This is a genomic window from Alkalibacterium gilvum (assembly GCF_900109085.1).
Classification (GTDB): Bacteria; Bacillota; Bacilli; order Lactobacillales; family Carnobacteriaceae_A; genus Alkalibacterium; species Alkalibacterium gilvum.
This window is the reverse complement of sequence record NZ_FNYW01000015.1, coordinates 1-15,149: the sequence shown is the minus strand read 5'-3', so window position 1 is coordinate 15,149 and position 15,149 is coordinate 1. Positions and strand designations below refer to the sequence as shown.

The following is a 15,149-nucleotide window of genomic DNA, read 5'->3' as shown; positions in this document are numbered from 1 at the left end:
TGAAAAATGGAAAAAAAAGAATTGTATGATACGTTTACTGAGTTGGAATCCCAAACAGAAGCCACATTGAAGATAGTCAAAACAATCAAAGAAGAACTCTCTCAATTAACTGAAGAAAATAATGTGCTGCGTATGGAGAACCAACATCTCAGAGATCGTTTGGCAGAAATTACAAAACAACAGTCAATTGAAAAACAAATGACAGATACTGGCTTAACAAAATCTCGATTAAATCTTGAAAAAATATACGAAGATGGTTTTCATGTCTGCAATTTATTTTATGGATCAAGAAGAGATGGCGACGAACCGTGTGCCTTTTGCTTAGATGTCATTTATGGAGAGAGAAGATAGAGAATAAAAAGTATGTGAATATAATAATTATGAACCTTCCTTAATGCAGTAAAGCTGTATTAAAAGGGAGGTTTTTATATGCGCAAAACACTACATGTAGTGTTTTGCTTGAGACGAATGTTATATATGTAGTATGTTCCCCTTGCGTTTAAATCTGACTGATGTAAAATAGAATTATCAGTTGAAAGAAAGTTTGCAGAAAAAAACTGCGATAAACTTTTAGAAACGATAAAAAATTATCGTTTTATTGTAAAATTTAATGGAGGTAATTTTTATGAAAAACACATCAATCATCGTTTATTCAAAGCCAAACTGTATGCAATGTCAATTTACAAAGAAATATCTTGAAAATAAAGGTATTCCATTTAAAGAAAAAGATATCGATCAAGACGTTGAAGCCGTTGACGAAGTTAAAAAAATGGGCTTTAGCTCCTTGCCTGTTGTTATAGCAGAGGGCATTGAAGCATTTAATGGTTTTAGACCTGAAATGCTTAATAGATTGGCGTAAATCAATGGTCATTATCTATTTTTCGTTGACTGGACAAACAAGAAAATTTGTAGATAAACTAAACATGGATGTGCTGGAGTTGAATCCAGCAGATCCTTTTGTTGAAATAAATGAGCCGTTTATTATTGTAACACCTGCCTATGATAAAGAAGTGACTGAAATTTTGAACGACTTTTTAGAAACCGGATCGAACATTGAATGGTTTAAAGGCGTTGCTGGTGGGGGAAATATTAATTTTGGTAAACTCTTTGCTTTTACAGCTAAAGATATTGCGCGAGATTACAACGTTCCCTTACTTCATACATTCGAATTTCAAGGCAATCAAGCGGACGTTTCCAAACTGAAGAAAGCGGTGAACAACATTGGCATCAACAGATACAATGAATAAAGAGACCACAGAAATAACCTATTATAAATTGAATAATGAACTTAATCGACCGATAAATAATCAAATTCCACTACACAAAGATAAAGAAGCAGTGAAGGCTTTCTTTGCTGAACATATTGATCCAAATACTGTTCAATTTGCGAGTTTAAAAGAGAAAATCCTTTATCTAACAGAAAATGACTTTATTGAAAAAGAGTTTCTAGAAAAATACTCAATGTCATTTATTGAGAAGTTATTTGATGAATTATATTCAGTGAATTTCAAATTCCAATCATTTATGGGGGCATATAAGTTTTATACACAGTATGCACTTAAAACAGATGATAATAATCGTTATCTTGAACGTATTGAAGACAGGGTGGCGTTCAATGCTCTATTCCTAGCAGACGGGGATGAGACACTCGCACACCATATTGCGATGGAAATTATTAACCAACGCTATCAACCGGCGACACCGACATTTTTGAATGCGGGCCGTAAACGACGTGGTGAATTTGTTTCCTGCTTCCTTATTCAGATGACAGATGACATGAATAGTATTGGGCGTGCTATAAATTCGGCGCTTCAATTATCTAGAATTGGTGGCGGTGTTGGGGTTAACTTGTCTAACTTAAGAGCAACTGGCGACCCAATCAAGAAAATAGAGAATGCTTCCAGTGGAGTCTTGCCTGTAATGAAATTACTTGAGGATAGCTTTAGTTACTCCAACCAATTAGGCCAGCGTAATGGAGCAGGGGCCGTTTATCTGAGTGTCTTCCATCCAGATATATTAAGGTTCTTATCGACAAAGAAAGAAAATGCGGATGAAAAAGTACGTGTTAAAACACTGTCTTTAGGTCTTGTTGTACCAGATAAGTTTTATGAATTAGCTGCTGAAAATGAATCAATGTATCTTTTCAGTCCTTATGACGTAGAAAGAATTTACGGCAAACCATTTGCTTATGTTGATATAAGTGAAGAGTACGAAAACTTGGTAGCGAATCCTGAAATCAAGAAAACAGAAATTGATGCACGTGAATTGGAAAATGAAATTTCAAAATTACAACAAGAATCCGGTTATCCGTATATTATCAATATTGATACTGCAAATAGAGAAAACCCGATTCATGGGACAATCACTATGAGTAATTTATGCAGTGAAGTGTTACAAATTCAAGAACCTTCTATAATTAAGGATAATCAGGAATACGAGGTTATGGGAACAGACATTAGTTGTAATTTGGGTTCTACAAACGTAGCCAATCTAATGGAAACGCCTGATTTCGAGCAATCAATTAACACAATGGTTCGAGCGCTTACGCATATAACGGATCATTCAGACATCGATGCTGTTCCGACCGTGAAAAATGGAAACGACAAGTATCACACGATTGGACTTGGAGCGATGGGGATGCATACATTCTTTGCTTTAAATCAGATGCATTATGGGTCGCCGGAATCTATTGAGTTTACAGATGCTTACTTTATGCTTCTCAACTATTACACCTTAAAAGCAAGTAATGAAATGGCTAAAGAGCGTCAAACAACGTTTCATAATTTTGAGAAATCAGCTTATGCTTCAGGTGACTACTTCAATAAATACACTGAAAGATCATTTGAATTTGATTCTTTAAAAGTTGAAAAAATATTCAGTAGTCGCAATATTTCAATTCCAAATACAGAAGATTGGAAACAACTTGAAAAAGATGTCAAAGAACACGGACTCTACCATCAAAACCGTTTGGCAGTAGCGCCCACAGGGTCTATCAGTTACGTTAATGAAACTTCAGCTAGCCTTCATCCGATCACACGCTTAGTTGAAGAGCGTCAGGAGAAGTTGACCGGGAAGACATATTATCCTGCCCCGCATTTGTCGAATGAAACAATGCCTTATTATAAGAGTGCTTATGACATGGATATGCGAAAAGTTATTGATGTTTACGCAGCTGCACAAAAACATATTGATCAGGGCATGAGTCTTACTTTGTTTATGCGTTCAGTTATCCCAGAGGGGGTATATGAATGGAAAGAAGGACGTACAGATAAGCAGACCACACGTGACTTAACTATTTTAAGACATTACGCACATAAAAAAGGGATTAAGTCCATCTATTATGTCCGTACATTTACAGATGATGAAGAAGAAATCGGATCTAATGACTGTGAGAGTTGTACGATTTAATAGAAAGAAAAAGAACAGTTTAACGTGCCTTCAATAGAACGCGCCTAAGTAAGGAGAATCAATGATGACAGAAGCATATCAAGCAATAAACTGGAATCGTATCAATGATATGATTGACAAATTGACTTGGGAAAAACTTGTGGAGCAATTTTGGACAGACACACGTATTCCTTTATCAAATGACATAAACGACTGGAACAAGCTTCCTGACAATGAGCAAGATATGATTGCAAAAGTATTTGGAGGATTGACCTTACTCGATACATTGCAGTCCCAAGATGGAATTAAAGAATTAAAGAAAAGCAGCCAAACGCAACATGAGGAGGCTGTATATAACAATATTGAGTTCATGGAATCTATGCATGCTAAAAGCTATAGTGCCATTTTCAGTACATTGAATACTAAATCTGAGATTGATGATATTTTTGATTGGACGCATACGAATGAGATGCTTCAGAAAAAAGCAGAGATAATTAATGATATCTATCAGAATGGAACAGATCTACAGAAAAAGGTAGCTAGTGTATTTTTGGAATCCTTCTTATTTTATTCAGGCTTTTATGCGCCACTTTACTATCTAGGTAATAGTAAGCTGACGAACGTTGCTGAAATCATCAAACTGATTTTACGCGATGAGTCTGTACATGGGACGTATATTGGCTATAAGTTTCAAATAGGTTACAACCAATTGGATGAGGCCGAGCAGGAAGAACTTAAGAATTGGTCTTATGAATTGTTGTTCAAACTCTATGAAAATGAAATAGAATATACTGGTTATTTGTATGATGAGATTGGCTGGACAGAGGATGTAGGAGTATTTTTAAGATATAACGCAAATAAAGCCCTGCAGAATCTTGGTTTTGATCCGTTATTTCCTGATACGGCCCAAGATGTCGATCCGATTATTATGAATGGCATTTCTACAGGAACAAGCAACCATGATTTCTTCTCTCAAGTGGGGAATGGTTACTTGGTAGGGATGGTTGAATCAATGGAAGATAGTGACTATGAAGTGTGGATGAAGTAATATTCCGCTTTCGTTGAAAGAAAATGGGATACCACGGAGTTAGACCTGTTACATTTCACGACGCATGTGTAAAATTATTGTGTATTAGTCGTGAAGTAAGCAGCAGGACAGTATTTTTGGAGTATATTTTTAAAAATGGAAAGGTTAAAGAGGGTGGGGCTTTTGGTCCCGCTCACTTCTAACTGAGTTGAATGTTATATTTTTTTAACTAACTTTGTGAAAGTTTGAATAAGTCCGGCAGTTTTGAAGGAGGAATCGCAAATGAAAAATACCCAACTTATAGATAAGGAAAAAGCACGCAGTATAAGTATAGAAAAAGTGACGAAACGCGATGGAAGGCTCCAGAAATATGAACATGATAAATTTATACATGCATTGAAACGAGCAGAAGGCAAGATCAACGGAGATCGTTCGATTGTTGAAGAAAGAAGCCAGGTAGTTATAAAAATAGAAGAGAAATTAGCTGGAATTCCCACAATTACTATTGACTCTAAAATGATCGATACAGTAGTTATAGATACTTTAGAAGAATGTGAATACGATAAGTTGCTAGAAGAGTATCTTCAATTTAGAGAAGATAAAAGACAAAAACGTGATGCTAGGCGAAATGTTAACAGTATGATAAAAAACCTTCAAAACAATGACAAGTCAATCGTAAACGAAAATGCTAACAAGGATAGTAAGGTCTTTAATACCCAGAGAGATTTAACAGCTGGTATTGTAGCTAAAGCAATTGGCCTGGATTTGATGCCCCCACATGTTGCTAATGCGCATGAAAAAGGAGATATTCATTATCACGATCTCGATTATACTCCCTATACTACGATGAGTAACTGTTGCTTGATTGACTTTGAAAATATGTTTGAGAACGGCTTTCAAATCGGGAATGCACAAGTTGAATCGCCTCGTTCCATCCAGACTGCAGCAGCACAAACCGCACAAATCATAGCTAACGTAGCCTCAAGTCAATATGGTGGATGTAGCTTTGACCGGATAGATGAGGTGTTGGCTCCGTACGCCGAATTAAATTATCAAAAGCATTTAAAAACAGCGCAAGAATGGATTAGTACTGAAGAAAAACAAAAGGCTTTTGCATACGAGAAAACAAAAAAAGATATATATGATGCCATGCAAGGTCTAGAATATGAAATAAACACCTTGTATACAAGCCAAGGACAAACCCCCTTTACCAGTTTAGGCTTTGGGCTTGGAAAATCATGGATAGAAAGAGAAATACAAAAGTCTATTTTAAGAATACGTATCGAAGGACTCGGGAAAGAGAAACGTACGGCTATTTTTCCAAAGTTGATTTTTACTTTGAAAAAAGGACTAAACTTTTACGAAAATGATCCGAATTATGATGTTAAGCAGTTGGCCTTAGAATGTTCAACGAAACGCATGTATCCGGATGTTTTGAGCTATGATAAAATAGTTGAAATTACAGGTAGTTTCAAATGTCCAATGGGGTGTCGCTCTTTTCTTCAAGGTTGGAAGAATGAAGAGGGAGAAGATATATCGGCAGGACGCATGAATTTAGGTGTTGTCTCTTTAAATATTCCAAGAATTGCTATGGAGTCAAAGGGAGATAAAAATAAATTCAATGAATTGCTAGAGGAGCGCTTATCCATTGTTAAAGATGCTTTGCTCTATAAGGCAAGACGTGTGATCGAAGCAGAACCTGCCAATGCACCAATCATATATAAACACGGTGCGTTTGGTAAGCGACTAGCTGAAGAGGACAAGGTATCTGACCTCTTTCTAAATAAACGCGCAACATTATCACTTGGCTATATTGGTTTATATGAAGCGGCTGCATTTTTCTATGGCAGTCAGTGGGAAGAGAATAACGAAGCGAAGCTATTTACATTGGAAATTATAGAAGCACTGAAAGCTCATGCTGATGAGTGGAGTGAAGAAAGTGATTTACATGTCAGTGTCTATTCTACGCCAAGTGAAAGTTTGACGGACCGCTTTTGTCAGCTGGATACTGAAAAATTTGGTCGGGTCAATGACATAACGGATAAAGGCTATTATACAAATAGTTTCCACTATGATGTACGTAAAAGTCCAACACCTTTTGAAAAAATTGATTTCGAGAAAGATTACCCTAAATATACGGGCGGAGGATTTATTCATTATTGTGAGTATCCTAAATTGCAAGCGAATAGAAAAGCGTTAGAAGCTGTTTGGGATTATGCCTATGATCGGGTGGGTTATCTTGGAACAAATACGCCCATTGATCATTGCTACGAATGTGATTTTGAGGGAGATTTCAAACCAACAGAAAAAGGATTTGAATGTCCACAGTGTGGTAATACTGATCCACAAACATGTGATGTGGTAAAAAGGACATGTGGTTACCTTGGCAACCCGCAAAAAAGACCTATGGTAGAAGGACGTCATAAAGAGATATCCTCACGTACCAAGCATATGAAAGGGTTTGATCACGATGTCAGTTGATCCGATTTCCTGGACGTCAAAACGTTTTAGTAAAAACTATGTTGCTGATTACAAACCCTATAATTTTGTAGACGGAGAAGGGGTCAGGTGCAGTTTGTATGTAAGTGGCTGCCCTTTTGCCTGTAAGGGTTGTTACAATAAAGCGGCACAGAATTTCTCTTATGGGAACCCATATACTGAGGCTCTAGAGGAACAAATTTTAACTGATTTAGAAGCTGATTATTGCCAAGGATTAACGCTTCTTGGTGGAGAACCCTTTCTAAATACAGATGTCACCCTTTCACTTTGTAAAAAAATTCGAGAGCGCTTTGGTGACACCAAAGATATCTGGTCTTGGACAGGTTACACATGGGAAGAACTTTTAAAAGGAACGGAAGATAAGAAGCAACTATTGGAAGTTATAGATGTTCTTGTGGATGGACGATTTGAAAAAGATAAGATGGACTTGAGTTTAGCCTTCAGAGGAAGCGCGAATCAAAGAATTATTGATGTTAAGAAAACGATAGGGTCTGGAACAGTGACATTATGGAAAAATGGAGAATATAAATAAAATCGCTGAAAGAGATGCCAGTTAGCCATAAATATGCCAGTGCTAAAAAGGATACAGCATGTTACGGTAAAGTGGATGCGACAAGTTATCTGATTAAGCCGAAGTAGGACGCACATTCGTGGTAGTCTTAATGGTGATCCCAGTAAATGACCTATAATCTATCATTTTCTAAGCAAATTAATCTGTCTGAGGCCTGATATTTGCAAAAAAACCAAAAAATGATATAATTGAAAGCACGTTGAAAGTAAATATGAAATATAATATTAACACGTTTTAAAGAAATTTATTCACACTGGCGCAACTATAGAGTTGTAAGGACGCGATAGAGGTAGGGATTACGTCGTATAAATGAGAAACCTAGTCGTATTGATATGAATAGGAATAAGAAAGATTCACTTTAGAAATATTTATTTTTAAGCATAGAAAGCCACTCACTTTTGAGTGGCTTTTGTCAATTCTATGGCTATTATTTTATATGAAAAGATAAACTGAACCACGATTTTTGGTATACTTAATAAAATTAATAGAGAAAGAAAGGTATCATTGATGGAAATACAACTAAAGCAGGATGAACGTATCGATCAGCTTATGCAATACGGTTTAGAAATAATCCAAAGTTCCGAAGTGTTCTCATTTTCACTCGATGCCGTTCTTCTGGGAGACTTTGCAAAAGTCCCGACGCATAATCGAGCAAAAGTAATTGATTTGTGCTCAGGGAACGGTGCGGTCGCTTTGATGTTAAGCCAAAAAACAAAAAGTAAAATAACAGCTTTAGAAATCCAAGATAGATTAGTCGATATGGCTCAAAGAAGTATCCAGCTAAATAACTTGGATGAACAGGTTGAGATGATACAAGCTGATGTAAAAGAAACGAAGCACTACATAAAAAAAGATTCAGTGGATGTCCTAACCTGTAATCCACCTTATTTTAAAGTTACCGATGATAGTAGAAAGAATCCTAATACACATTTAGCGATTGCACGCCACGAAATCCATTTGACATTAAAAGAGTTGATGAAGGTATCGGCAGATCTTTTAAAAACTAAAGGGAAAGCTTATTTCGTACATAGACCCGAGCGCTTTTTGGAAATCATGGATGATATGCGAGCAGAAAGAATTGCTCCCAAACGTGTTCGTTTTGTCTATCCAAAAGAGGGCAAGGAAGCAAACATGCTCCTCATTGAAGGAATTAAACATGGAAAAGAAACGGGCTTAAAAGTATTACCGCCACTGTACGTATTTGATGATAACGGGAATTATTTTCCTGAAGTAAGAAGGATGATTTATGGGAATGAATAGTGAAGTAAAGACGAGTTATTTTTATGTGTTGTATTGTAATGATGGCACTCTTTATGGTGGATATACAACAAATCTTGAAAGACGACTGAAAGAGCATAATGATGGCGTCGGAGCTAAATATACCCGTATTAAAAAGAGACGGCCATTGAGAATGATTTATGCTGAAGCTTACAGAACCCGAAGCGAAGCAACAAAAGCTGAAGCGGCCTTTAAAAAACAGACACGTACACAAAAAAATAAATATTTAATACAACAAGGTGTAAAAGAGCCTTTAAAAGAACAACACATATGTGTCATCAGAGAGGAGTCCAAAGAACATGATAAACACTCAGAAAAGCTTTGAACAACAGGATCATGGAATTCTTTATCTAGTACCTACACCCATTGGAAATCTAGATGACATGACTTTCCGTGCGGTTTCTATTTTGAAAGATGTTTCCTTGATAGCTTCAGAAGACACGCGAAATACGCAAAAACTTCTGAATCATTTTGATATAGACTCACCTCAGATTAGTTTTCATGAACATAATTCGAAAGAGCGCACACCACAACTAATAGAAAAATTGAAAAATGGTGAATCAGTGGCTCAAGTGAGTGATGCAGGGATGCCGTCAATTAGTGATCCTGGCGTAGATTTAGTAAAAGCAGCCATTGATGAAGGCTTAACTGTCGTTCCTTTACCAGGACCCAATGCTGCTTTGACAGCTTTAATTGCGTCAGGCTTATCGCCACAGCCCTTTTACTTTTTAGGCTTTTTACCTCGCAAGAAAAAAGATCTCCTTGCTGAGTTGAAAGAATTGAATAAACGTAAAGAAACATTAGTCTTCTACGAATCACCCCATCGGATCAAACAAGTTGTAGAAACAATGAAAGTTGCGTTTAGTGATGAGAGAAAGGTTGTCTTGGCTCGCGAGGTAACTAAAAGATTTGAAGAGTTTATACGGGGAACGATAGGTGAAGTCTTAGAATGGTTAAATCATGAGAAAATTCGTGGAGAATTTGTCATTATTGTCGAAGGGAATGAAACGATTGATGATGAAGAAAATCCTTGGAACAATTGGACATTAAAAGAGCATGTTGAGAGTGTTATGGCAAATGAGGCGTTACCCAGTAAAAAAGCAATCAAGGAAGTCGCACTTATTAGAAAAATACCTAAACGGTTAGTCTATGCAGCTTTTCATGAAATAGAGAATTAACACTTGAGATATTAATGATGGAACGTAATGAAACGAAATAAAGGAGAGAGCGATAATGCCTGACAAAATATTAACCTATATTTCGCTAGAAGATGACCAAAGAATGAAAATAAAAGAAATAGCTCCTGCTTATGATATTGTTGAATCAATCTCTGAAGTAAAAGATAATGCAGAGATTAAAGCTGTTCTTGGTTGGAATGAAAAAGAAATGACAGAATTAATCGATGATACAAAGAACAGACTTCAATGGATCCAATTGACTTCTGCTGGTGTTGATTATGTTGACTTAAATAAGTTGGAGAAACAAGGGGTCACATTAACTAGCGCAAGTGGTATACACGAGAATGCAATTGCGGAATCAATAATGGGGATGATTTTGAATTATACACGAAAAATTGGTTACTCCCTTATACAACAACGTCAAAAGAATTGGAGTCCTACTGAAAATTTAATGGTGACCAATCAGAAAACGATGTTGATTGTAGGTGCGGGTTCTATTGGAAAGCAAACTGGGAAGGTCGCTCAAGCTTTTGGTATGAAGACTATTGGAGTAAATAGAAGCGGCGAAATGGTTGATTACATGAATGAACTGGTCACTCAAAATCAACTACTAGATGTATTACCCAAGGCTGATTTTATTGTAAATATTCTACCGCTAACAGATGAAACAAAAAACCTGTTTGATTTAGAGAAATTTAAACAGATGAAATCTTCTGCTGTTTTTGTAAATGTCGGACGTGGGGAATCTGTTGTCACTGAAGATTTACTTTTAGCATTGAACAAGCAATTCATCGCCTATGCGGCCTTAGATGTAGTGGATGAAGAACCTTTGCCAGAGAGTCATCCTATTTTCGAAAGAGAAGATGTACTGCTTACTCCTCATATCGCAGGAAAGTTTGAAGGCTATAATGCCGCAGTATTTCCAATCTTTATTGAGAACTTGCGTCAATTCAAAGAGGGCAACACCCCTGAAATAAATAAAGTTGATTACGAAGCAGGTTATTAATCAATCCAAAAAAAGTCTCTGGACTAATGACTTAACATCTAGAGACTTTATAATGGGAAATATTATAAAAAGATGATAAAACAGATTTAATATGACGAAATAAAATGAATAAAATCTCACATAATAGCGATAAATCGTGATATACTAATGCTGTTAGGAAATAGTTTGCTATGAATATGACGCAATGTCATCATGGGAAAATAATAAAGGGGAGAAAATAATGTCAGAAGAAGTAAAAAAACGTTCAGATATATCTGAAGAATTAAAGTGGGATTTAAGTGCGATATTTGAAAGCCAAGAGGCATTTGAAACGGCACTTCACGCCCTACCTAAAGAGGTTGAAGCATTCTCAACTAAATATGATGGGCATCTAACGGGTGTCAATACGGTCGTTGAGGCCCTTAAAGCTTATGAAAAAATTATAGCGAAGGCGTCTCATCTTGGGCAATACAGTTACCTTCCAGTATCTGTCGATATATCAGATAGCAAGGCGCAAGAACAAGCACGTTATACATCAAACATTTTAGCTAGCGCAAGTGCTAAGATGAGTTTTTTCCAATCACAAATAGAGGACTTGGATGAAACGATGCTTAATGCCATTGTTGAAATCGAACCAACCTATGAGGCATATGTTAGAAAGATTAAAAAGTCCAAGTTAGCAAAACTAGACCCTAAAGTGGAAGAAGCTTTAGCTCAGTTATCACCTGTCCTTGATTCACCAGAAGAAATTTTTGAACAGGCAAGATCTGCTGATGCTGATTATGGAACCTTTGAAGTGGATGGAAAAGAATATCCTTTAAGCTTCGTTCTGTATGAAGAAGTGTATATGTACTCTGAAGATCCTAAAATCAGACGAGCGGCCTACGATAAGTTTAACGAGACTTTAGGTCAATATAAAAATGTTGTCGCAACCGCTTATTATACAAAGCTTCAAACCGAAAAAACATTAGCAACAATGCGTGGCTACGATTCTATTTTCGACTATTTATTAGAGGAACAGGAAGTCTCACAAGAATTATACAACCGTCAGATTGATACAATTATGACTGATTTTGCCCCAGTCATGCGCAAGTTTGTTACACATTTGAAAGATGTTCACGGTATGGATAAAATGACTTATGCTGATTTGAAAGTGGATCTGGATCCAGACTATACAACACCTGTCAGTGTGGAAGAATCAAAAGACTTGGTCAAAAAAGCAATGGCTCCACTCGGAGAAGACTATGTGAACATGATTCTACGTGCCTACCCTGAACGCTGGGTTGATTTTGCTCAGAATCACGGTAAACGCTCAGGTGCTTTCTGCTCGACAACTTATGGCAAACATCCTTTTGTTATGGTTTCTTACACCGGGCAATTGTCAGATGCATACACACTTTTCCACGAGTTTGGCCATGCGGGTCAAGGTATTTTGTCTAATGAGAACAACCCATTAACAAGTGCTAGCCCATCACTATATCTGATCGAAGCACCCTCAACATATAATGAATTGCTGCTTACTGATTATCTTAAAGAAGAAGCTAAAGATCCGCGTATGGAACGTAATGTGCTGTCAAAAATGATATCCAAAACCTATTTCCATAATTTTGTGACACACTTACTTGAAGCCGCCTATCAGCGGGAAGTCTATCGTTTGATTGACGAAGGAAAAAGTTTCGATGCAAATAAATTAAGTGAGTTGAAACGTAATGTGCTGGAAGAATTCTGGGGAGATTCCGTAGAATTGGAAGCTGGCGCTGAACTGACTTGGATGCGTCAAATTCACTATTACATGGGGCTGTATCCTTACACTTACTCAGCTGGCCTAACGATTGCAACGCAAGCTTTCCTTAAAATCAAGAGTGGCGAAGCAAGTGTAGACGGTTGGTTGGAATTCCTGGCTCTAGGCGGAAGAAAAGCCCCTGCCGAAGCAACAAAAGTAGCCGGTGTCGATATCACAACGGACCAACCGCTGAAAGACACCATTAACTACCTAGATGAATCTGTTGATCGCATTATTGAATTGACAACAGAAATCACTAATAACTAAAAGTGACTGACACCACTAAATCTAACTAATATCATCAAAAAGCCCCGTTTGAGATACTATCTATCTCAAACGGGGCTTTTTGATTATTTAATAAAGTGTTCGTTCACTCTCAGCCATTGTATTTGCCAAAATGATATAGATAAAAACATTGGCAGGCAAAAAGATAAAAATTAATCTAATGGCAAGAGAGGATATCCCAAAAAATTCTGCAATACCTCCACAGACGCCATGTAAAGATTTATCCTTTGACGATTTTCTGAGCTTATGATCCATATACCAACGATCCCTTCTATTATGAATGACTCAAGGAAGTTTCCGCAGCATGCATACCAGCCACACGACCAGTAATAAACGCTCCTGTGATATTATAGCCACCTGTATACCCATTATAATCCAAGATTTCTCCAGTGAAATAAAGATTTTTCTTTTTCTTGCTCTCAAGAGTTTTAGGGTTTACTTCTTTTGTGTGCACGCCGCCACCTGTAACAAATGCTTTTTCAATCGGTAGTGAACCGTGAATATCAAAGCGGAAGTCCTTCAAAAAAGTAATGATCTGATCAATTTCTTTTGGAGTTAAGGTTTTAAAGGCCTTGTCACTATCAATCGCATGACGTTCCAAGCCAAACAGAATGTAACGCTCTGGAGCAAATTGCTTTAGAACGTTTTTAATACTTCTGTCGCCCTCATTTTTTTTTAATTGAGAAAAGCGTTGTTTCATTTCGCCCAGAGTCATATCGGGGAGCGAATCGATTGCCATCGTAGCTGCATCCGACTTGTCGCGTTTCATGGTTTGTAGTGCAAACATGGAACAACGTAAAACAGCTGGACCTGAAATACCCAAGTGAGTGAAAATCATATCCATTCGATGCGTGACAACGTTTTTTTGCTTTTTATTTAATACTTTTAAATCAATATCTCTTAAAGACAACCCTTGAAGTGTACGTTCTACAATAAAGGGTTCTTCGGAAGTTAAAGGCACTTCAGTAGGATAAAGCTCTTTTATTGTATGACCAGCTTTTTTTGCCCATTTGTAACCATCACCAGTGGACCCAGTTCTTGGCATGGCACGTCCGCCAGTAGATAAAACAACAGATGTCGCATGAAACTCTCGTCCGTCTTTGAGTTTGACACCGGTCACCTTTTCGTCATCATATAGAACGGTTTCCACAGGGGCTTCTGTATATAAATCGATCTTCAAGTCTTCGATGATCTGTTTTAAGGCATTAACGATTGTTCTGGATTTATCTGTCGTTGGAAACATACGCCCATGGTCTTCTTCTTTTAAAGCAATACCTCGATAACGAAAAAAGTTCATGATGTCGTAATTATCATATTGATAAAAGGCACTATATAAAAAACGCCCATTACCTGGTATATGTGCAATAATTTCTTCTTTATCTCTATTATTAGTGACGTTACAGCGGCCGTTTCCAGTCACTAAAAGTTTACGTCCAACAAATTTGTTTTTTTCAATTAGTCCAACAGTAGCGCCATGCTCAGCCGCTGAAATTGCAGCCATCATTCCACTTGTTCCGCCACCAATGACAAGGACATCGTAATGTGTCATGTGTATTTCCTCTTTCCTGTTACTTTTGTCTCCGTTACTTTAACATAATTAGCCGTCTGAGACTAGTTGATTCAAATTAGAAATAACAATCCAAATCAGTGAAACCATGATATAAAAATTCTAAACGTGAATGATAGGATAAGAAAATCGATGTGTGATAAAATAAATTGGATAACTCAAAGGAGGAAGACAATGGTAGCTGTTATGTGGTTTAGAAGAGATTTAAGGCTTGAGGATAACACGGCGCTTAAACAGGCGCTTTTGGAGTCAGAAAAGCTTATTTTATAGTATAGGAAAGTATAAAATTTTTGCTGATATACCAAGGGTTAGAGTCTTATGTGGAGTTGAAATTAAGTAAGGAAAAGAGTTAAGATAATAGTATGGCACATGAAGATAATATTCCAGTTCAAATGAATATTTTAAAAGCCATATTCAGTGATCATTGGTCTAGATTTCTTAAAGAAAACAAAGATAAGATGCGTCCGGTCATCATCGAAGAAGTGGAAAAGTTTTTACACTGTGGAGAGTTATCAAATGGGTTTTTGACATTTAAGTGTGAGGCTTGTCCAAAGGTAAAGAAGATACCTATTCGGTGTAAAGGGAAGTT

15 protein-coding genes and 1 pseudogene are annotated in these 15,149 nt (G+C 36.9%); 14 read left to right on the top strand and 2 right to left on the bottom strand.

The window, feature by feature from the left end; all coding sequences use genetic code 11:
* Positions 1-6 precede the first annotated feature (6 nt).
* The 12 genes from BMX83_RS05255 to pepF all read left to right on the top strand — a co-directional run bounded on the left by BMX83_RS05255 (position 7) and on the right by pepF (position 12,975).
* Entirely contained in the window at positions 7-351 is a 345-nt protein-coding gene (locus BMX83_RS05255) for a DNA replication initiation control protein YabA (protein ID WP_091634333.1), read from the top strand.
* A gap of 274 nt (positions 352-625) precedes the next feature.
* Positions 626-859: a glutaredoxin-like protein NrdH gene (gene nrdH, locus BMX83_RS05250; protein WP_091634330.1), complete on the top strand. Its 234-nt coding sequence runs from the start codon at positions 626-628 to the stop codon at positions 857-859.
* Positions 860-863: 4 nt separating this feature from the next.
* Positions 864-1,247 (top strand): class Ib ribonucleoside-diphosphate reductase assembly flavoprotein NrdI, encoded by a 384-nt coding sequence (gene nrdI / locus BMX83_RS05245; protein ID WP_091634327.1) that lies wholly within the window; start codon positions 864-866, stop codon positions 1,245-1,247.
* Positions 1,240-3,408 (top strand): class 1b ribonucleoside-diphosphate reductase subunit alpha, encoded by a 2,169-nt coding sequence (gene nrdE / locus BMX83_RS05240; protein ID WP_091634395.1) that lies wholly within the window; start codon positions 1,240-1,242, stop codon positions 3,406-3,408. Before nrdI ends, nrdE begins: the two co-directional genes overlap by 8 nt.
* 64 nt (positions 3,409-3,472) lie before the next feature.
* Positions 3,473-4,435 (top strand): class 1b ribonucleoside-diphosphate reductase subunit beta, encoded by a 963-nt coding sequence (nrdF, locus tag BMX83_RS05235; protein ID WP_091634324.1) that lies wholly within the window; start codon positions 3,473-3,475, stop codon positions 4,433-4,435.
* Positions 4,436-4,696: 261 nt separating this feature from the next.
* Positions 4,697-6,895, top strand: coding sequence for an anaerobic ribonucleoside-triphosphate reductase (gene nrdD / locus BMX83_RS05230; RefSeq protein WP_091634322.1), 2,199 nt, complete (start codon positions 4,697-4,699; stop codon positions 6,893-6,895).
* On the top strand, positions 6,885-7,445 hold the full coding sequence (nrdG, locus tag BMX83_RS05225) for an anaerobic ribonucleoside-triphosphate reductase activating protein (RefSeq protein WP_091634320.1): 561 nt from the start codon (positions 6,885-6,887) through the stop codon (positions 7,443-7,445). Before nrdD ends, nrdG begins: the two co-directional genes overlap by 11 nt.
* 546 nt (positions 7,446-7,991) lie before the next feature.
* Entirely contained in the window at positions 7,992-8,744 is a 753-nt protein-coding gene (locus BMX83_RS05220; RefSeq protein ID WP_091634318.1) for a tRNA1(Val) (adenine(37)-N6)-methyltransferase, read from the top strand.
* On the top strand, positions 8,737-9,087 hold the full coding sequence (locus BMX83_RS05215; protein WP_091634393.1) for a GIY-YIG nuclease family protein: 351 nt from the start codon (positions 8,737-8,739) through the stop codon (positions 9,085-9,087). Before BMX83_RS05220 ends, BMX83_RS05215 begins: the two co-directional genes overlap by 8 nt.
* Positions 9,065-9,940, top strand: coding sequence for a 16S rRNA (cytidine(1402)-2'-O)-methyltransferase (gene rsmI, locus BMX83_RS05210; protein WP_091634390.1), 876 nt, complete (start codon positions 9,065-9,067; stop codon positions 9,938-9,940). Before BMX83_RS05215 ends, rsmI begins: the two co-directional genes overlap by 23 nt.
* A 55-nt stretch (positions 9,941-9,995) precedes the next feature.
* On the top strand, positions 9,996-10,946 hold the full coding sequence (locus tag BMX83_RS05205) for an NAD(P)-dependent oxidoreductase (RefSeq protein ID WP_091634315.1): 951 nt from the start codon (positions 9,996-9,998) through the stop codon (positions 10,944-10,946).
* 220 nt (positions 10,947-11,166) lie between these two features.
* Positions 11,167-12,975 carry an oligoendopeptidase F gene (pepF, locus tag BMX83_RS05200; RefSeq protein ID WP_091634314.1) on the top strand — a complete coding sequence of 603 codons (1,809 nt, stop codon included), beginning with the start codon at positions 11,167-11,169 and terminating at the stop codon, positions 12,973-12,975.
* Positions 12,976-13,062: 87 nt separating this feature from the next.
* Here the strand turns inward: pepF and BMX83_RS05195 are convergent, their stop codons facing one another.
* Both BMX83_RS05195 and BMX83_RS05190 read right to left on the bottom strand, forming a co-directional pair.
* A complete protein-coding gene (locus tag BMX83_RS05195) occupies positions 13,063-13,248 on the bottom strand; it encodes a PspC domain-containing protein (protein WP_091634311.1) in 186 nt (61 codons plus the stop codon).
* A 19-nt stretch (positions 13,249-13,267) separates the two neighbouring features.
* Positions 13,268-14,542, bottom strand: a complete 1,275-nt coding sequence (locus BMX83_RS05190; RefSeq protein WP_091634308.1) for a BaiN/RdsA family NAD(P)/FAD-dependent oxidoreductase — start codon at positions 14,540-14,542, stop codon at positions 13,268-13,270.
* Between the two features lie 192 nt (positions 14,543-14,734).
* Here BMX83_RS05190 and BMX83_RS05185 point away from each other — a divergent pair.
* Together BMX83_RS05185 and BMX83_RS05180 are read left to right on the top strand one after the other, a co-directional pair.
* Positions 14,735-14,827, top strand: a pseudogene (locus BMX83_RS05185) (deoxyribodipyrimidine photo-lyase); the annotation flags it as partial.
* 95 nt (positions 14,828-14,922) lie between these two features.
* Positions 14,923-15,149 (top strand): transposase zinc-binding domain-containing protein (locus BMX83_RS05180; RefSeq protein ID WP_177170507.1); only part of this gene is annotated, 227 nt, incomplete at its 3' end.